Annotated in this window: 19 protein-coding genes and 1 other RNA gene; 6 read left to right on the top strand and 14 right to left on the bottom strand. The window is 39.2% G+C overall.

Going from position 1 to position 19,618, the window contains the following annotated elements:
- Positions 1–64: 64 nt before the first annotated feature.
- The 4 genes from AU255_RS05645 to AU255_RS05630 are packed head-to-tail and all read right to left on the bottom strand — an operon-like array spanning position 65 to position 3,534.
- Positions 65–655 (bottom strand): BON domain-containing protein, encoded by a 591-nt coding sequence (locus AU255_RS05645; RefSeq protein ID WP_080521966.1) that lies wholly within the window; start codon positions 653–655, stop codon positions 65–67.
- Position 656: 1 nt separating this feature from the next.
- Positions 657–1,250 carry an SIS domain-containing protein gene (locus tag AU255_RS05640; RefSeq protein WP_080521965.1) on the bottom strand — a complete coding sequence of 198 codons (594 nt, stop codon included), beginning with the start codon at positions 1,248–1,250 and terminating at the stop codon, positions 657–659.
- Positions 1,251–1,253: 3 nt separating this feature from the next.
- Entirely contained in the window at positions 1,254–1,607 is a 354-nt protein-coding gene (locus AU255_RS05635) for a YraN family protein (RefSeq protein WP_080521964.1), read from the bottom strand.
- Positions 1,608–1,614: 7 nt separating this feature from the next.
- Complete coding sequence (locus tag AU255_RS05630) at positions 1,615–3,534, bottom strand: penicillin-binding protein activator (RefSeq protein WP_080521963.1); 1,920 nt, start codon at positions 3,532–3,534, stop codon at positions 1,615–1,617.
- 106 nt (positions 3,535–3,640) lie between these two features.
- Between AU255_RS05630 and rsmI the strand changes: the two genes are divergently transcribed.
- The 3 genes from rsmI to crp all read left to right on the top strand — a co-directional run bounded on the left by rsmI (position 3,641) and on the right by crp (position 5,795).
- Positions 3,641–4,498, top strand: coding sequence for a 16S rRNA (cytidine(1402)-2'-O)-methyltransferase (gene rsmI / locus AU255_RS05625; RefSeq protein ID WP_080521962.1), 858 nt, complete (start codon positions 3,641–3,643; stop codon positions 4,496–4,498).
- A 116-nt stretch (positions 4,499–4,614) separates the two neighbouring features.
- Positions 4,615–4,983: RNase P RNA component class A (gene rnpB / locus AU255_RS05620), an RNA gene on the top strand.
- Positions 4,984–5,138: 155 nt separating this feature from the next.
- A complete protein-coding gene (gene crp / locus AU255_RS05615; protein ID WP_080521961.1) occupies positions 5,139–5,795 on the top strand; it encodes a cAMP-activated global transcriptional regulator CRP in 657 nt (218 codons plus the stop codon).
- A gap of 32 nt (positions 5,796–5,827) precedes the next feature.
- On the opposite strand, the gene lipA is transcribed toward crp, so the two are convergent.
- From lipA to AU255_RS21055, 3 genes are all read right to left on the bottom strand, one after another.
- The gene (gene lipA, locus AU255_RS05610; RefSeq protein WP_080521960.1) at positions 5,828–6,793 is read right to left on the bottom strand and encodes a lipoyl synthase; all 966 of its coding nucleotides are present in this window, start codon (positions 6,791–6,793) and stop codon (positions 5,828–5,830) included.
- Positions 6,794–6,976: 183 nt separating this feature from the next.
- Positions 6,977–7,357 (bottom strand): SpoIIAA family protein, encoded by a 381-nt coding sequence (locus tag AU255_RS05605; RefSeq protein WP_080521959.1) that lies wholly within the window; start codon positions 7,355–7,357, stop codon positions 6,977–6,979.
- 297 nt (positions 7,358–7,654) lie between these two features.
- Complete coding sequence (locus tag AU255_RS21055; protein WP_269844770.1) at positions 7,655–7,777, bottom strand: hypothetical protein; 123 nt, start codon at positions 7,775–7,777, stop codon at positions 7,655–7,657.
- A gap of 378 nt (positions 7,778–8,155) precedes the next feature.
- Here AU255_RS21055 and AU255_RS05600 point away from each other — a divergent pair, with 378 nt between their 5' ends.
- Entirely contained in the window at positions 8,156–8,866 is a 711-nt protein-coding gene (locus AU255_RS05600; protein WP_080521958.1) for a hypothetical protein, read from the top strand.
- Positions 8,867–9,262: 396 nt separating this feature from the next.
- Here AU255_RS05600 and AU255_RS05595 read toward each other — a convergent pair whose 3' ends face one another.
- Positions 9,263–9,619 carry a hypothetical protein gene (locus tag AU255_RS05595; RefSeq protein WP_080521957.1) on the bottom strand — a complete coding sequence of 119 codons (357 nt, stop codon included), beginning with the start codon at positions 9,617–9,619 and terminating at the stop codon, positions 9,263–9,265.
- Positions 9,620–9,798: 179 nt separating this feature from the next.
- Between AU255_RS05595 and AU255_RS05590 the strand changes: the two genes are divergently transcribed.
- Positions 9,799–10,185, top strand: a complete 387-nt coding sequence (locus AU255_RS05590) for a hypothetical protein (protein ID WP_080521956.1) — start codon at positions 9,799–9,801, stop codon at positions 10,183–10,185.
- Positions 10,186–10,316: 131 nt separating this feature from the next.
- Here AU255_RS05590 and AU255_RS05585 read toward each other — a convergent pair whose 3' ends face one another.
- Positions 10,317–10,520, bottom strand: a complete 204-nt coding sequence (locus AU255_RS05585) for a hypothetical protein (RefSeq protein ID WP_080521955.1) — start codon at positions 10,518–10,520, stop codon at positions 10,317–10,319.
- Between the two features lie 555 nt (positions 10,521–11,075).
- Here AU255_RS05585 and AU255_RS05580 point away from each other — a divergent pair.
- Positions 11,076–11,405 carry a hypothetical protein gene (locus AU255_RS05580; RefSeq protein ID WP_080521954.1) on the top strand — a complete coding sequence of 110 codons (330 nt, stop codon included), beginning with the start codon at positions 11,076–11,078 and terminating at the stop codon, positions 11,403–11,405.
- A 233-nt stretch (positions 11,406–11,638) separates the two neighbouring features.
- Here AU255_RS05580 and AU255_RS05575 read toward each other — a convergent pair whose 3' ends face one another.
- The 5 genes from AU255_RS05575 to AU255_RS05555 form a co-directional block, all read right to left on the bottom strand.
- A complete protein-coding gene (locus AU255_RS05575; protein WP_080521953.1) occupies positions 11,639–13,015 on the bottom strand; it encodes a sigma 54-interacting transcriptional regulator in 1,377 nt (458 codons plus the stop codon).
- A gap of 7 nt (positions 13,016–13,022) precedes the next feature.
- Positions 13,023–13,544 carry a hypothetical protein gene (locus AU255_RS05570; RefSeq protein WP_080521952.1) on the bottom strand — a complete coding sequence of 174 codons (522 nt, stop codon included), beginning with the start codon at positions 13,542–13,544 and terminating at the stop codon, positions 13,023–13,025.
- A gap of 25 nt (positions 13,545–13,569) precedes the next feature.
- Positions 13,570–15,084, bottom strand: a complete 1,515-nt coding sequence (locus tag AU255_RS05565; RefSeq protein WP_080521951.1) for a sensor histidine kinase — start codon at positions 15,082–15,084, stop codon at positions 13,570–13,572.
- A gap of 188 nt (positions 15,085–15,272) precedes the next feature.
- Positions 15,273–18,386 (bottom strand): efflux RND transporter permease subunit, encoded by a 3,114-nt coding sequence (locus tag AU255_RS05560; protein ID WP_080521950.1) that lies wholly within the window; start codon positions 18,384–18,386, stop codon positions 15,273–15,275.
- A gap of 4 nt (positions 18,387–18,390) precedes the next feature.
- Positions 18,391–19,566, bottom strand: a complete 1,176-nt coding sequence (locus AU255_RS05555) for an efflux RND transporter periplasmic adaptor subunit (RefSeq protein WP_080521949.1) — start codon at positions 19,564–19,566, stop codon at positions 18,391–18,393.
- Between the last annotated feature and the right edge of the window lie 52 nt (positions 19,567–19,618).

The raw sequence follows: 19,618 nt of genomic DNA, 5'->3' as shown, positions 1-19,618 counted from the left end.
ATGATAAATATTGAAATCTCTATTAAAAAATTAGCCTGTAAAGAAACATTCCAAATTTCTTTGTTTATTTTTTACTGGGGTAGTCTATATATTCAAAAACGGTTACAATTTTCTTCACCCCTGCAACATTTTGTACCTTTTCTGCTGCAGTCACCCCCTCTCCTTCATGAACGAGTCCCATCAGATAGACTACCTTATTTTCGGTTATGACTTTTACCCGAGTTGCGTCAAAGCCTGGTTTATCTTGTATTTCAGCTAAAGCATCTTTGACCTTAATGGTCAGTAATGAATCTTCACCACGCGATTGCATACTAGAAATCGGACCGACAATCATTTCGTTATGAACTAATTTTACACCCGAAACAATCCTGACATTAGCAATGATTATTTCACGCACATCTTCTGTTTCTGCCTCACCTGTGACGAGTACTTTACCATTATAAGAAGTAATATTAAAGTGTGATTTATCTTTTATCTCATCCAGTCCGTGCAAATTCATAACAGCACTATCTTCAATTTGTTCATCAAGCATTATAGCTTTACTATCTCGCCTATCATGCAAAAAAGAAAGTCCGGTTAACTCAGCCAACCCATGCCCAAAACTACTACATGCTGTAAGCATAAAAATCAAAATAAATATCAAGCCTTGTTTCATATTAAAAAGTATTACCAAATAGTTGACTATCTACTAAATCACACAAACAATGGGTAATCAAAAGGTGCACTTCATGAATTCTTTGCGCAGACTGGCTAGGAACACTAACACAAACGTCTTCCTCATGAAGCAATGCGGGCAGTGTCGTTTCATTTTCGCCTACCAATAAAATCACTGCTATTTGTTTTTCATGTGCAGCATTTATTAGCCTTACTAGATTTAGAGCGCTACCTTCCACACTATAGATTAATAACACATCCTCCGCCTGACCTAATGCACGCAATTGTTTAGAAAAAACATCATCATAGTGCTGTGTATTCGCTATTGAGGTGATCATTTGCACATCATTTACCAATGATATTGCTGGCAAAGATGGACGCACACGTTCATATCGATTAATCATAATGGAAGTAAAATACTGCACATTGGATACTGAAGCAGCGTTGCCACAACTTAAAATCTTTTTATCCGCCAATAGCGCATTCACAATTTGTTGTGCAGCGCACTCGATATATTCACTTACCTCATCCAGAACCAATTGTTGCGTCTGTATACTCTCAGTGATTTGCTGCTTGATATTATTCTTCAAACTCATAGCTTAAAATGCGTTTTTAATCCAATCAGTCTGAGTATCTCCTGTTATCGCTAGAACATCAAAACGAATCGGCTGATTTATTTTATAGGTCATTATATAGTGTTTAGCCGCCGCGACAATACGCTCCTGCTTATTTGCTGTCACACTTTCAACAGCACTGCCATAATGATTGTTTTTTCTATAGCGCACTTCTACAATAATTAACGCGCCCCGCTCTAGCATCAACAAATCCAGCTCACCCCATTTGCATCTGTAATTTCGAGCTACCAATTCCAGGCCTTGGTCGAGAAGATAGCTTAAAGCTTGGTCTTCATAGTACCGACCCTGCTGAATACTATTCGTAAATTTAGTTTGCATCCTATAATCAGTTAACCGTCGAAATAGCTTCTGCAGGAAGTTCTGTATCATATTTTTCAGCTGATTCAACTACCAGGGCTTCCCCGCCTTTAAATTTGGCGCATGCCAAATGGCGTTCAATACGATTATGATCATTCAATAACAAACCACCTGTTGCACCATAATATGGCATTGTTGCCAAATCATTAAGGTGTGCAACCACTGCATATGCATCTATACCAAAAGCAAAAAGGCTCAAATACTTTTCTGGAAACTTTGCCCAGATATCTTGTAGAGATGACATACTTAAATTCCCCTGATAAGTTTCATCAAATAACCAGGGAATAGTACAGAAAGTAACACCTTCAAGATCTATGTCCTTATTCTTATCCATACGACCTTGATACACCTTTGATAAGCCGTAGACAGCAACAGAGCCAGCACGATTATGATAAAACTGCGGATTAATTAATCGCGCATTTTTTTCACTAGCGGCTAGAAATATCACATCAACATCCTGCCTTCGTCTAGGTTCATATTCAATATTGCCAATTACTTTTTGTAATCGTTGAAATCTATATTGACTTTCATTAATACCTAACATTTCCCTCACTGGAAAGCTAAAGTCTTTCACCCCCGGGTTAAACCGCTGTATTTGTAATACATGCCCACTCGAGACTTCCCATGCATTCTGAAAATACTGCTCCATGCGCTTGCCTTCAGTATTTTTGGGGGCAAGAATTATTGCGTTACGATGCCCAGCTTTGCTTGCCTGCTTCACCGCCTGCTGAACTTCATCAATAGGACTTAATGCAAATTGATACAAATTAGATTTTACCAGCCCTTCTACATAATTGAGCGCCATTACAGGCACACTAAAGTCATTGCGCTCCGCCAGTTCCTTAATAAACTTTTTATTAAGCGGGCCTATAACCAATTGCGCTCCGTCTGCAACTGCTTTTCTATATATTACTGAAATATCAGTTTGCAGGGTATCATAAAAACGCACATCTGGCCTCATGCCTATATTTTCTTGCCGTTTATACGCCTCGATAAAACCTGCTTTCAAGGCTGCTGCATAAGGACTATAAGGACCTGATTCTGGTAATAATACAGCTATAACACTCACATTGGCCAATTGAAAACCAGAAACCAGAAAATACCCAGAAGAAATTAATACTTGCGCTGGATGTCCAGGGTATCGAACTCCCCAATCATTAAATGCTTGCTTCCGTTGCGTACCACCCGGAAATTCCCGCCTAGTCTGCTCTAAACCTAACCATCCAGAATAAACAATGGATTTCTGCTGTTGTTGACGCTGCTCCTGCAGCACGTGTTCTGGCATTAAACTTAATAGTTCTAAAATAGCACTGTTATTACTCTCTTTCTCCTGCTCCGTGTACAAGTATAGATCTAATGCAATCCTTTCATGCACACTCTTAACAATCTGCCCGGTTAATGCATATGTAAAGGCGGTCATTTTAAAATAAACAGTTTTTTGAGTACGACTTAATGAAGGCACAGAAATACGCATTAAATAATCTAAAGCCCGTTCAATATCGCCTGAATTTATGCTTAATTGTGCATACATCAAATAAAATTGATTACGCTGCCCGCTATTTAATTTTTCTGGTGCAATTAACTCAAGAGTTATTTTTGCCTTATTATTCAACGGTATTTTTAAAAAGGCCTGCGCAGCCTGTAGCCGTAAAATATTTTGTCGCGCAGATGTTTTTTGTGCAAGACGCTGATATAACAAGGCTGCGTCACTATAATTACCTTGCTCAAATAACTGACCAGCTTTGCGTTCCTCAGCGCTCTCTATCACAGCGATTGGATCTTGTTCGCCAGTGTGCAAAGCACAACCTGAGATTAGCAGTAACACACTAAGCAACGAAAATTTTTTAATAGCCAGGCTTTTCAATATTAGCTCTGCAAATCGTTTCATAAACACCACAATCAGTTACATTTCTTAAACCTGGAAAAATTCTTTACTCAGTCTCAATTGCTCGAAGTATACTATTAAGCCATTACTTTCACTTCAGGACTCTAGTATGCCTAATCAGCATGGCAAATTATATGTTGTAGCAACACCTATCGGCAATTTAGCCGACTTTAGCATCAGGGCAATCGAAATATTACAGCAGGTCGATCTTATCTGCGCCGAGGATACCAGACATGCACGCACCTTACTACAACACCATGGCATTACAACACATTGCATCGCACTTCATCAACACAACGAACAACAAAAGGCAGAGAGTTTAATTCAGCAAATTCTTCAAGGCACCTCAATTGCCATTATTTCAGATGCGGGGACGCCTTTAATCAGTGATCCTGGTATGCCTGTTGTTGCTCTGGCACAAACGGCTGGCATTCAAGTATCTCCAATACCTGGAGCATGCGCCTTAATAGCCGCTTTATCTGCATCAGGGCTCGCTGTTACCCAATTTTCATTTCTAGGCTTTTTACCTCGCACCTCTAGCGCACGAATCAGTCTATTTGAAGAACAGAAAAATAATACTGCAACATGGGTATTCTATGAGTCTTGCCATCGCATAGATGCCTGCCTAAAGGACCTTGCTAGTGTATTACCAGCAGATCATGACATAGCAATTGCCCGCGAAATAACAAAATTACACGAAACTATTATAAAAACTAGCATACAAGAGATGCTTAAACTGTTTGCACAAGACAGTAACATGCAGCGTGGGGAATTAGTGATCATGGTTTCCGGCTCCAAAATAGAAAAAAAACCTGATTCATTAAGCGACCAGCAATTAAAAACACTGCAAGTGCTATTAACTGAATGCTCAATTAAAACAGCCGTGAGATTAGCCGTAGAGATTACAGGCGCACGTAAAAAACTACTCTATCAAACGGCTTTAGAGTTAGCAGAAATTCAAGAATAACTCTCTTATTATGATGCTTGATAATTCGAGAGCCATCCATACCAACCCCAAGCAAATCAATCCATAAAATATTACTAATACTTTTTTATCTGTCAAATTCAGCTATAATATTTTACAGAGTTGGTCAGACAGTCGCTGTATTACTTGAACTTTAGTAATACAGAGGAAAGTCCGGGCTCCACAGGGCAAGGTACCAGATAACATCTGGGAGGCGCAAGTCTACGGAAAGTGCAGCAGAAAATAAACCGCCCAGCCCATGAAACCAAGTTTCATGGGCTGGGTAAGGGTGAAATGGTGCGGTAAGAGCGCACCGCGTGACTGGTAACAGAAGCGGCATGGTAAACCCTACCTGGAGCAAGATCAAATAGAGGGGCAGACGCGCGGCCCGCGCGGCTCCTGGGTAGATCGCTTGAGTTATAAGGTGACTTATGGCCTAGATGAATGACTGTCCAAGACAAAACCCGGCTTATCGACCAACTCTAACTTTCTAGCATCAGGATAAAATTAATCATATGCAAATGTATTTGTTAATTTTAACATTTCTATTATCCCCTTTTTTTGGGTGAGGGAGTTTTGATGCAGTTACACTAAAATTTAGAGGAAGTACTTTTTCAAAGTTTGAAAACAAATTTATTTATTTATGATAAGCAACTCCTCAAGAAGTCCTGAAGAAATTGTCGCTATTTCCAAATTACTTACGCTGTGTCATTTACATAGCTATCCTGCTAAGACTACTATCATTCGACCGGGTGATAAAGGTGATATCTTACACTATATAGTCGAAGGCTCTACCAGTGTGTGTGCTGAAGATGAAGAGGGGCATGAGCTTATTCTGGCATATCTTAATAAAAATGACTTTATTGGTGAGATTGGAGTCTTTAAACCTCCTGGCGATCGACAGGTCACTGTTAAAACACGCGTAGCATGTAAACTCGCTGAAATCAGTTATGTTCGCCTACACCAAGCCATGCATAATGAACTTGCCAAACATGCAGTCTACTTACTCACTTTATTTGGTGAACAACTCGCCTGCAGACTGCTGATAACAAGTAGAAAATATTGTGACCTGGCATTTATAGATGTTGAAGGACGAGTAGCCCGTGCATTACTGGACTTAACTAAAGAACCTGATGCTATCACCCACCCTGACGGCATGCAGTTACATACAACACGCCAGGAAATCAGTCGGATCGTAGGTTGCTCAAGAGAAATGGTCGGGCGCATTTTAAAAGAAATGGAAGACAAACAATTAATTTCAGCCCACGGTAAAACTATCGTTGTCTTTGGATCTCGTTAACCCTATAACGAAGCACAGACTCTCCATTGAAGTTATTTAGCTAGCAACGCACGCGCCTGCTCATCGGCATGATAAGACGAACGTACCATCGGACCGCTTGCAACTTGCTTAAATCCCATTTGCTTAGCCAACATGGCATACTCATCAAATTCTTCCGGCGTTAAATAGCGCTGAACTGCTAAATGATCAGTGCTCGGCTGCAGATACTGTCCCAAAGTTAAAATTGAACAATGATGCTCTCTCAAGTCACGCATTACGTCAAGCACTTCTTCCTGAGTTTCACCTATACCTAACATCAGTCCAGATTTTGTGGGTATTTCCGGCAATATTTCATGATGCGCTTTTAACAAATCAAGAGATTGTTGATAATTAGAACCCGGCCGAGCCTGCTTATATAAACGAGGAATAGTTTCCAGATTATGATTAAACACATCTACAGGACTAGTCTGCAACAGCTCTAACGCAACAACGACACGTCCTCTGAAATCAGGCACCAAAACTTCTATTTTAGTTTCGGGTGATTGCTCTCGGATCGCTTTTACACATGCAACAAAATGCCCTGCCCCACCATCTCTTAAATCATCTCTATCAACCGAAGTGATCACCACATAATTAAGCGCTAATTCTTTGACCGTTTTAGCAAGATTTATAGGTTCATTTACATCTAAAGGTTCGGGCTTTCCATGCGCTACATCACAAAAAGGACAGCGCCTGGTACATAGATCACCCATAATCATAAAAGTTGCTGTGCCTAAACTAAAACATTCATTTAAATTTGGGCAAGCCGCTTCTTCACAAACACTGTGCAATTTGTTTTCACGCAAAGTTTTTTTGATACGTACCACATCTTCATTGCCCGTTAATTTAATTCGAATCCAGTCTGGTTTACGTAAAACTGTATTGCTGGGCACTACTTTTACTGGAATTCTAGATAATTTTTCGGCATTACGCTGGTGCGTGCTGGGAGTAGTACGTGATGGAGCCTGAATTGTAGACATAAATAATTAATTGATAAAATAGGACTTAAATTTTTTTGAGTGCATTAATAGTAATGCTCCATGCGCCAGGCAAATCATTTAGCGACTAATAACTAACCTGCTAAATTACCACTGCAGGATATATGCCGGAATAGTTGACTATTACAACAAAGGATAAGTACAGATAAGTACAGTCACATAGATTTACTCCTGCAACCAAGCTATTGCCTGCTCAGAATCTTCGAAGTATTTAATTTCACCTGAAACAAACCAGATACCAATTTTTGCTGCATACTTTTGCCATTTCTTATTACCAAAAATAGCAATCTTGCTAAATTTATGACTATGCTTTAAGTCTAGCTTTGAATCATCCCATGCAGCTCTTAATTCCCAGCCTTGAAACTCAGAACCGTCAATTAATGCATTAATATAAGGATGTTTAACGCCTTCCAGTGCTGAGTCTATCATTGGATTAATTGTCAAATAATCCTCATGCTTGAGTTTACCAAATGCTTTTATGGATAGAAAAAACTCATTATCTATTCTTGCTATGCCAATTGATACACCATGTCTTACTAAACTCAAATTAACTCCTTTTTTTGAACCGATAATCCCCGATTAAAGTAAACATATCTGACCTGCATTTCGGAAGCAGATGAAATACCTGCTAAATTAGCGATATCCATGGAAACTCTTGGCTCAAGCTTTTGTTCTAGTTCATTATGAACGAGTATTAAATGCGCCTGTGCAAAAAAATTGAACGAATAGTCAAATCTACTTAAGTAAAAATTGTAAATTATGCTTTTGCAAGACAACGATGCGGTAGCTAGATTATTATACAAAAGAAAATACACTCGTCATTTTAAACAAAAGTAACGGGCATTAATGAACTATACCAATAACTAATGCTGAAAGAGCAAAGAATAAAACCAACTTATCTCCAACTACATTATCAATAACATAGAGAGCATAAAGAATAGTCAGTATATAAATTAGTTCAGTCATGTTAATCCTCGTAAATACTTTTAATGAACTTAGAAATAGCTATACGCTATAGTTAGGCCCTACAAACAGTGCTCTTCGACACCTTATTTCAGCCTACGGCATATTAGCATAAGAAACAATTCAGAGCGCTAAAATTTCTTAAGTATTTGACTGGTGATTGCTTTGTAACCTATGATCACACTAGCCTGACAATAGTTCAGGCTTATAAATCAACAGCTTCGGCATAATAAGAGCTGGAGGGCACAACACCGACATTAAATCCTGTCAGTAAAATAACCATCCGGCCAAATAAATATTGAATAGAAATTCAATTTCATTAAACGCAGACAGTGTTCTATTGTTTAGAATACGAATGCCTGTATTTTAAGAGGATATGACATGAAAAAATCAGCTTTAACTTCAATGATTTATCATAATAGCAATAATGCTATTCACTTAATAAGAGTACAATGCAATAATGCAACAGGGTACAAAAATAGCTCTGGTTTTTTTTCTGATATATCCGGCATAATTAGATACAACTCACGCATATTATTATCTATTTTATGTTTAATTCTGATAATACCATTGACTGCAAATGCGCATAGAGGTGCAAAAGGTGAAATAGATACCTGTCGAATATCTGTAGGTAAAGAAGTCATCCATTTTTCAGCCTACACACCTGCATTATCAGGTGGTAGAAGCTTTTGTCATATCATCCCGGAAGCAGGATTAACAGATTTGGTAATTGATTATGAAGGGTCGAAACTGCGACAAACTACAGTTGAATTTGAGGTTACCAAAGAACCGGAAGGAACCCGGGTGTATTACCACAGCCCTGAGCAAATTAAAAAAGGTACAATTAATGCAAAAGTTGACTTTAGACAACATGGAGTGGGCAATTACCTACTCCATGTCACCGTACTTAACGAGGGAGAGACTATCGATTCGCACTTGCCTTTTTCTGTAGGTTTAGAATCAGAAGAAAGCGCCATCCCGTATAAAATACTGATTCCTTTTATTATCATAGTCATGATTCTCTCGGTCATGGCCTTCATGTCCAGAGCTAATAAAAAAGAATCATCACCTACGGATGGGTCTGAGGGTTAATGTACTGATAATTGCTCATTAGACTGCCAGCTCCTATAAAAGACCGGGCAGTCTATTCTCATTTCCCTATATATTATTAATAAACCCAAGGGGTAGCCTGTTTTATCGCTAAATTGCCACGACGTCCTTGGTCAGTTGAGTGATTTTAACTTGATGTCCATGACAAAATTATCATTGTCTTAAAACAGTTTTTTCAAAATGTAAGTGGATAACATGTAAGTTGTCTCTGTCCTCATTTACCTCACTTTTTATCTATACGCTCTCTGACATGACAAGCCTGTTTTCTATCAATTTTTTGTTCAGAATAGTGGTTTAATAGTTCTTCTGAAGAAGAAAATTGACTACCAACTCGTTTAAAAACTGGTAGTCAATAAACTGTGATAAACATCAGGACAGTTAGAAACCGCGCTTAACTATCTTGCATTGCACAGTAACATCCTTCATAAAACAACGGTATTTTTCCATGCCTTCATATTCACCTTCACAAGCTTCGCAAACCATTTCACCATTATCTTCAACTTTCATTTTTCCCCAACCATAGCCTTTACCATTACAAAGTTCAGTTGTATATTTATTGAAGCGGTAACTACCTGGGGCAGTCTGTTTTTTTGCCAGTTCTATATCTTTACAACCAGCAGTTGGCTTCAAGTCGCCTGTCACATTTTCGGTAACCCATGAACCCTCACTTGCCGCAAGCAATTGATTAGAAAAAACAAATAGCAAAGCAAATAAAAAAAATACATTAAATTTCATAGTTTCCACCTCTTTTCATTATTATTTTTAAGCTTATTATTTTACCACCCTAGTTGTAAAAATGGAATATTCAAGACAACTAATATAAGGTTTACTGAACTTAAAATAAACTCGACCGATATTTCTATCGTGCTATTATAGAAATTCCTAATATTATCAACTCAGTCTGGAGACAAAAATTGAAAAAAACAATAAAACTCTTAACTCTGGCTAGCGTGTTATTTGTTTCGTCGGCCTACGCAGAAAAAACAATTCCACTGGAAGATAACTCGGTCATACTAGGCGAATGGAAGCTTTATGCTGAAACCCCTGCTTTACACAAAGAAAAGAAAATGGTGCAAAATAAGTGGAACTTTCGCGATAACGGCATCTTGACGTCTACAGCATTTGACCCAAGACTCGATGGAATAAAAGCTGTAGATGTTACATACTCTGTCGAAGGTGGAGCGATCATAAAACAAATCCAGCCAGGAAGATCAAAAACTGAACGCTGTAAAGCCGTAAAGTTGGAAGGTAATGAAATGATCTTACATTGTAACTATCTTTATTATTTTCTCAAAAGATAGGCTTTTACATCATCAGAAATGTGCCCTGGGCTTAATTAACAATACTTAAGCCCAGGGCACAGAACGCAACTCCACATCCTGACTACGCGCCCTTTTTAGCAAGTGCCGCCGCGAAATATTTAAGCACTAATTCAACTGGCCATAGCCAACTCATACTCATCTAGTTTTATCGCATGTTTGTCTGAACAACAAGCATTATGATCACCGATAGTTTGTTTTTTTAAACTCATTAAATCAATAACCTCCGGACCCAAATCGGCACCTATACCAAGATATTCATCATCATTTGAGATTCTTTCCACAATCAGTTTTTGTAAATAATGGTTTGCTTTCATCTACATTCTCATTTTTATAAAAAAGAACATTATGCGTTGCTAATGTTAAATAAAGATGACAAGCCAAGCTAATAAATTCTTCTATGGTTTACATTCTCCAAATAGCGTATGTCTCTCAAATACGACCACCTGCATCATTATCCAGTTTTTTTGGGAGACTATTAAAAAGGCCTCAGCAATGAAATACCTATTTCACTACGCCATATACTGACAACTATTTCTTAAAATTAAGTTGGTCGTCGCTATATCACGACGCTATAAGCCCAATAAAAAATCAGTTCTGTAAAAAATAAGCTTCACAATAGTACAACTATTTTTTATTTATAGTGTTTAAACTCCCCTCTGATGCAATACTAAAGGCCTATAATTTTATAGAAAATAAATTGGCATCAAAACTGCCTTACTAGAAATAATATTAATTAATACCCAGTCGTGGATTCCTGGTGCAGCGTAAATACAGGAATTGAAACAAGTTGCGCAGCTGATATTGATTTTTATTAATATACTTAACAGCCCTCTGTCAAGAGTGACAATTAATTACTTAAAGGAAAGACAATGTTAAAAAAAATTATCTTCGCAAGTTTATTCATTTTTAGCTTTCAAAATGCAATGGCATATGACTTAGAGGATGCTAATAACGCCTCTAGTAGTATTGATGCTGCATCTGATTCCGCTCAAGAACTAACTGATACAGCAGAACAAGTTTCTGAGCAAACAAGCGCTGTAGAAGAGCAATCTGTTACAGATATGGCTAAACAAGTAGCAACAGATAGTGCCACTGATGGCGTTAATGGCGCAGTAAGCGGTGCTGCAACTGACTCTATCGTTGAAGAAGGCACTAATGGTGCAATTGATGGAGCAAAAGCTGGATTAAATAAATTTTAATTTTGCCCTCTAAAATGAAAACCTGGATTCATTTAAAAATCCAGGTTTTCATTGTTTTACTAATCTGCAGATAATTAATATCAGCGTACTACTTTTCAACTCACATTCTTAAGGTCTCTGAACAGTAACAACAATACCTTAAAATCCCTCAAACGAGAACATCGCCTATTACTAATTTAGCGTATACAGCGTCGCCTTTTTACGACATGAGGTCATAACCTAACATAGAAAGCTTACTCGACATTTATTTGTTTAAATGCCGTTGGCTTTAATTGATGCCGATCCAGTAACTTATAAAACTCAGTACGGTTACGCTTTGCTAGCCGCGCCGCCTGGCTGACATTTCCATCAACCGATCTTAGCAACCTGACAAGATAGTCTTTTTCAAATTGAGTTTTAGCCTCTTTCAAGCCTTGTAAAGTAGTGTTCTTTTCCTGCAAAACCTTTTCAACCAGATTAGCTGGAACGATAGGGGTAGTTGCAAGAGCAGACACATGCTCAACTACATTTTGTAACTGCCGGACATTACCTGGCCAATCATAGCTAAGTAAAAGCTCCATTGCCTGGTTCGAAAAGCCTTTAGCAACATAACTGTAAGTACTCTCAGAATGAGTAATAAAATAATTAGCTAACAGGGAAATATCTTCACGTCGATCAGATAACTTAGGTAAAGTCAGTTTCGCGACATTCAAGCGATAATACAAATCTATTCTAAAATCACCATCATGCGCTTTTTTTTCCAGATCATGGTGACTAGCCGAAACAATACGTACATCAACAGCTATACTAATATTGGAACCGACAGGCCGAATTTGCCGTTCCTGTAGAGCCCGCAATAGCTTGACCTGAAAAGCAGCGGACATATCCCCTATTTCATCCAGAAATAAAGTTCCTGTATCTGCCGCCTGGAATAAACCTTGTCGATGCTCAAAAGCCCCTGAAAAAGCGCCTTTACAATGGCCAAATAATTCAGACTCAAGCAGGTCTTCTGGAATGGCACTACAATTTACAGCAATAAAGGGAGCATGATGACGTGGACTTGCTTTATGAATAGCCTGGGCAATTAACTCTTTACCGGTACCACTTTCTCCATGAATAAACAAGCTGGCATCACCTTGAGCAAGGCGTTTAACTTCACTTAACAGGTTTTCCATTAATTGGCTGCGCGTCAATATATTAGCGCGCCAGTCTTCCACTTTCTTACTGTGCGGGTTACCCGAACCAAGCGTTAAAGCTTTAGCAATTTTATCCAGAAGTTCGCTGCTATCTATCGGTTTGGTAATAAAGCCAAACACCCCTTCACTGGTAGCCTCAACTGCCTCTTTAATAGTGCCATGCGCAGTAATAATAATAATGGGCAAGGTAGGATAGTCTTGTTGAATCAACTTGCGAAGTTGCATCCCATCCATATCATCCATACGTAAATCAGTGATAACAAGATCAGGATGACACTGCGGAATAAGACTCAAGGCTTCAATACCGCTGACTGCTGTTTTAACTTTCAATCCGACAGCCTTTAGACGTAAAGAGAGTAGTTCCAATAAACTTGAATCATCATCTACTAAGAGTATGCTTTGTTTATTAAATTGATCAGGGAAATTGTTACTCATTGTTTAATCATAGATTTATACTGGTTTCAATTGCTTTCAGCGCTTCAAGTTTTTCCACTAAATCCTGGTTTTCTTGTTCCAACTCATGCATTTGAGACTGCTTTCGGCTAATAGCGCGTTTTAGCTGATTGACGTTTTTACTTTGCAGTTTCAGTTCTTCTAGCCAGCTCAAATGCACACGCAATAACCATAATAATTCAGGATTGATATTATTTTGATTTTCTAGCGTTGTTAAAATTTGTATTGCTTCTTCACTATTCACACAGCTTTTCTTAATGGGCTCGGTAACCTGTAATGCTAAAATCCAGCCTGCACGCCAGTCACCCTGTTGATATAGCTTTGTATAATTTGTACAGGCTTCTGTTGCTGCAGCCTTATATTCAGAATCAAATTTCACGCCATATTCAGAAAGTTGTTTAAAATTAAAAGATGTTTCTGGTGCTTTTTCAACTGAGTAAACTCGTGAAACGGGCTGACAAGCGGTCAAACTGACTGACAAAGCAGCGAGTATAAATATAGCGCACTTCATATTGATATATTTTTGGTGTAGATTCTTAGGGCGCTAAAGGTAATATAACTAAAAAGTGAGCACCACAATAGTGTTTATCAGATGCCATTATTTTGATCTGACCTTGATGAGCCTCGACATAAGCTCTAACAAGACTAAGCCCTATACCTGAACCTTTTATTTTCCAGTTTTCCGGCACAGGTTGTTTATAAAATTCAGTAAAAATATGCGCTTGAAGGCTTTTTGCAATACCTGGTCCCTGGTCTGCAATTAATAATTGTAGCCTATCATTTATAACATCAAGCTTAATCAGAATTTGACCACCTTGAGGTGAAAACCTAAGCGCATTAGAAAACAGGTTACTCATCACAACTCTGATTTTATCACGATCAGCCACAATATTAACGGATTTGTCTTGATATTCAACACTAACTTTTTTAATATCAAGTAGTAACTGATGCTCCGCACAAACATACTGTACTAACTGGTTAAAATTGAATTGCGAATAATTCATTGCGGCCAATTTAGAAGTCGTTTGTTGATATTCAATTAAGTTCTCAATCAAGCTGTGTAATCTAATATTAGCCATTTGTAACAATTGGATAATCTTGTGCTGTTCCGCATTTAACTCGCCAACAATTTCATCTTGAAGCAGATCTGCACCTTCCATTAATGTTGCTAATGGCGTTTTTAGTTCATGCGATATGCTTTTGATAAAGAACTGCTTGCTGTTTTCAAGTTGATTAAGTTTTTGTCTAAGCCACTCCAGGTGCAGCCCTATTTCACGTAAGTCACGTGGCCCTTCAATATAAATGCGCTGATTAAAGTGCGCATTTCCCAGTTTGTGTATAGCCTGCGCAATACTCTTAATGGGTTTATTAATTAGATACAATAATAACAAGCCCAGCAAAAGAGCGAGTATGACAGAAATCAATGCTGAATTGGTTACCTGATTTCTGACTAATATTGCTAAGACTGATAATGACTCGGTTTCTATATAAATTTGCCTATTACCCTGGGCCACTAATTCACGTACATCCGCACGCAATTGTACATATTCCTTAATATCTTCTTTCGACAACTGACCTGTACCTGAACCTTTTATACGCAAGAGTTGATCATACAATTTAAGTTCATCTTCAGTAAGCTTAACTAATAGTTTCTTTATCTGTGGAGGGAGCTGAAAGTGATTTGTCCTTGCTGCAATTTCAACAAATTCCTGATGATTATTTTGAAAGGCAGTAAATATTGCAAGGTCTTCAAGGATTTGATATTGACGGATACCTCGATCCATATCTAATAAATGTTTGAGCAGAGCCTCACTGTTCTCAGAGACACGCACTGTTTGAAACAATGTCGTATGACTTTGATCAGTATAATTCTGAATACTTTTGACACTGTAAACTAGCGTTAAAATCAAAGGCAATGTTACCGCAAAAAAGATAATAATTGTCCATTGAAAGATAGAACCTACCTGAAACAGGTGACGCAATTGCCACCGATTTCGTTTACGACAATCCCGTAAAGGCTGCTCAGATGCTGCGGAGTTATTTGCTTGCATAGAAATCAACTATCAAGAAACTTGCTAAGGAAAAATCTTCGGCACTATTATCGTGATTCATTAAGTTGTAAATGATCTCCGTTGCCTGGGTAATATTAGTGAGCTAAAGTACCGCCCTGCAGCTTTGTTAAATTGAGTTACAAGTCTACCAGGATAGTTTTTTCACAAATAATAAAGTTAAACTCGTATTAACGGGCTTTTGGCTGACTAAACCATTCAGTGAATCTTTGCATCACAACATAAAACATCGGCGTAAAAATTAACGACATACAGATAGCGGCAACCATGCCGCCGACCACGGCAGTACCAATCGCTTGACGACTTGCCGCTCCAGCACCGCTAGCGACCATTAATGGCATAAAACCTAAGACCGAGGAAAGAGCCGTCATTAAAATGGCACGGAAACGCAGTCTTGAGGCTTCAACTGCGGATTCAAAAATACTGGTGCCTTTAGCGCGTAGTTCTGAGGCTAATTCAACAATCAAAATAGCATTTTTACTGGCCATACCAATAATGAGTACGATACCAATCTGAGTGTAAACATTGTTATCGAATTCGCGCATCATTAAGGCGGCAACTGTGCCTAATAAGGCTAAGGGAACTACCAGTATCACCGCCATAGGTAAACTCCAGCTTTCATATTGAGCTGCTAAAACCAAAAATACCAAAACAATTGCCAAAGCAAAAACAATAACGGCTTCATTGCCTACCCGCTTTTCCTGGTAAGACATACCCGTCCACTCAAAGCCAATAGAATCAGGGAAATTTGTCTGCGCCATTTGTTCCATTAAACTTAAAGCTTCGCCTGAACTAAAGCCGGGGGCAGCACTACCAGTAATAGATGCGGCTGGATAGAGGTTATAGCGTAAAATGGTTTGCGGCCCTACTGTGTCATCAACTCTAATTATTGTACCTAGCGGAATCATTTCACCTTTTATATTACGGACTTCTAATTGGCGTATATCTTCAGCTTTTAAGCGAAATTCCGCATCCGCCTGGACTTTGACCTGCCAGGTTCGACCAAATCGATTAAAGTCATTCACATAAGCCGAGCCTAAATACGCCTGTAAGGTGTTAAAAACATCATCTAAAGGAATTTTTAAGGTTTTTGCTTTGGTGCGATCCACTTCAGCAAATATTTGCGGAACACTGGCTCTAAAAGTTGAGTTGACTCCTGCTAAGCCTGATTGACTGCGACTATCCGAAATCATTTTAGTGGTTATGCGCTGCAGCTCATCTAAACCGACGTTAGCTTTGTCCTGAATCTGCATTTGAAAGCCGCCAGAAACCCCTAAGCCAGGAATAGCCGGAGGAATAAAGGTAACAACAATGGCTTCTTGAATCTGACGAAACTTTGAATTCAAGTGCTGTAGAATAGCGGCTTGCGTTTCATTTTCAGCAGTACGCTCATCCCACGGGTTCATGACTACATAAATTGTTGCGGCATTTGAGGCGTTAGTACCGTCGATAGCAGAAAAGCCACCTAACGATATCCAGTCCTGGATTCCTGGGGTTTCTTTTAAGATGATATTAATCTTCTTTAGCACTTCCTCTGTACGTTGCTTAGAGGCAGCGTCCGGTAATTGCACCGCAGTGATCACATAACCCTGATCTTCTACCGGTAAAAAAGCTGCAGGAATTTGACCAAACTGCCAGCCACTGATAACGGCAATACCTAAGGCTAATAGCATCATTAACAATCCACGGCGGACGACGACTTTCAAAAAATTTGCATAGCCATTAGAGCTGGTTTCAAAAAATTTATCAAAACTACGAAAAAAAGCATTTTTATCTTTTGGCGCAGGGCGTAATAATAAACCCGCCAAGGCTGGACTTAACGTTAAAGCATTGATAGAACTAAACACTGTAGAGACAGCAATGGTTAAAGAAAATTGACTATACATTTGCCCAGTAATGCCTGGTAAAAAAGCGGTGGGTATAAAGACCGCTAATAATACCAGCGTAGTTGCGATAACCGGGCCTGATACGTCACTCATCGCCTGAATTGCAGCCTCTCTTGATGAGAATCCTTTTTCAATATAAGCCGTGGTTGCCTCAACCACAACAATCGAATCATCGACTACAATGCCGATGGCGAGTACCAGGCCGAACAGTGTGAGCATATTCAAGGAAAAGCCCATCATGGACATAACGATAAAGGTAGCAATCAAGGATACCGGGATTGTTATCGCTGGAATCAGTGTAGAGCGCCAATCCTGTAAGAAAATAAACAGAACAATGAATACTAAAGCACCGGCTTGAAACAAGGTAACAAAGACTTCATGAATTGATGCACTAACAAAAAGTGTCGTGTCATAAGGAATTTTATATTCTAGCCCTTGGGGAAAGTTTTGCGCCAGCTCATCCATGGTCTTGCGTACTTGATCTGCAACGTCTAAGGCATTAGCACCGGGTAATTGATAAATACTAATACTCGCTGCTGGTACGCCATTTACATTGGCGCTAATGTTGTAAGTTTTGCCGCCTAAATCGATACGAGCAACATCTGCTAAACGCGTCATGCTGCCATCATCGCCTGTTTTAATAATAATATCTTCAAACTGGGCAACATCCGTTAAGCGCCCCAATACATTAATGGTGTACTGGAAATTAGTACCTGGTGGCACAGGCGGTTGACCAATTTGGCCGGCAGCAACTTGTACGTTTTGCTCACGCATAGCGTTCACTATGTCTTGTGTGGTAATGCCGCGTGATTTCATTTTGTGTGGGTTGAGCCATACCCGCATACTGTAATCACTAGGGGGGAAAATCACAACATCACCCACCCCATTAATACGGGCTAATTGGTCGCGTATATTTAAGGTAGCGTAATTACTTAAATAGAGTTCATCAAAAGTACTATCCGGCGATGTCAGAGCAATAAATAAAATAATATTGGCTGATTTCTTTTTGGTACTAACGCCCTGGCGGTTAACTTCTTCGGGTAAGTTGGGTGCGGCTAAAGCAACACGGTTTTGCACCATGACCTGAGCAATATCTAAATCCGTACCGACGTCAAAAGTGACGGTTAAGGTATAGGAACCATCTCCTGCGCTAGTGGAGGACATATACAGCATGTTTTCTACACCGTTAACCTGCTGTTCAATCGGTGCGGCGACTGTTTCAGCAATAACCTGAGCATTTGCTCCCGGATAGCTTGCTTTAACTTCAACTGTAGGAGGGGTGATTTCAGGGTATTGCGCACTGGGCAAAGTTAACACAGAGACTGTCCCCGCGATTAACAAGACAATGGAAATAACAGCGGCAAAAATGGGACGTTCTATAAAAAACTTAGAAAACATGCGTTTATCCTGCTGTGATAGAAGCGGTTATTGGATTTACGATGCTACCCGAACTGGCTTTTTGTAAACCATTAATGATGACTTGATCGTTTGCTTTGATACCTTTACTAATAACCACCATGCCGTCAATATTTTGACCTAAGGTGACAAGGCGTTTTTCAACTTTATTTTCCAGATTGACGACTAAAAGATAGTGTCCACTTTGATCAGCCCCTACTGCACGTTCGTCAATAAGTAAAGCGTCAGGCGTTTCTCCAATAGGCAGGCGTAAACGGGTAAATAAGCCAGGAATCAGACGCTCTGGGACCTCTGTATTGGAAAATACCCCGCGTAATTCGATAGTGCCGGTATTGGTATTCAATGCAGACTCTGCAAAATCTAATTTCCCTTCATGAGGGAAACCGTCTTCATCTGCTAAACCCAAAAACAGAGGAATGTTTAATCCCTGATCAGGTTGTTTGTCAGGAGCATGACCCATTTGCCGGGCTTTCTCGCCACGCAATTTCATTATGCTTAATAAATCCCGTTCATTTAAATGAAAATAGACATACATAGGCTGATATTGCGTTACGGTCGTTAATAATGTGGCTTTTCCTTCACCCACTAAATTGCCAATATCAACGATATTACGACTAACGCGTCCGGCAATAGGGGCAGTGACCTGTGTATAACTCAGTTGAATTTTTGCACTTTCTACCTCAGCAGATCTTAATCCAATTGCCGCTTGCGCCACATCACGCTCTGTTTTACGTTGCAGATGCTCGGTTTTCGAAATATAGTTTTTTTTGATCAGTTCATCGGCACGGTCTAATTCTGCCTGAGTACGGTTTAGCTGTGCTTGAGCGCTGATTAATCCGGCCTGTGCCGCAGCTAGAGACGCCTGGTATGGTTCGGGATCGATAATAAATAATAAGTCGCCTTGCTTGACGTTTGTTCCAGCTTCAAAGTGCATGCTTTTTAAAATACCTGTTGCTTGAGCTCTAACTTCGACAAACCCGACTGATTGCGTGGTGCCGGTAAACTCTAAATATTTTGTGACACTTTTCTGAATGGGTAGGCTAACAGTCACTTCTGGAGCCGGCGGGGTGATATATTCATTTTTAGGCTCACAGGCAAGCAAAAATAATGCAAACAAACCAACCAGAAACTGACAATACCAACGGTGTAAAAAAAGACGCATAATAAACTCTTATAATGTGAACTAATAGGCATAACAGTCTTATTAAATCACA

It is taken from the genome of Methyloprofundus sedimenti (assembly GCF_002072955.1).
Classification (GTDB): domain Bacteria; phylum Pseudomonadota; class Gammaproteobacteria; order Methylococcales; family Methylomonadaceae; genus Methyloprofundus; species Methyloprofundus sedimenti.
Note: the sequence above shows the minus strand (reverse complement) of the source record. Positions and strands in the feature narration are given on the sequence as shown.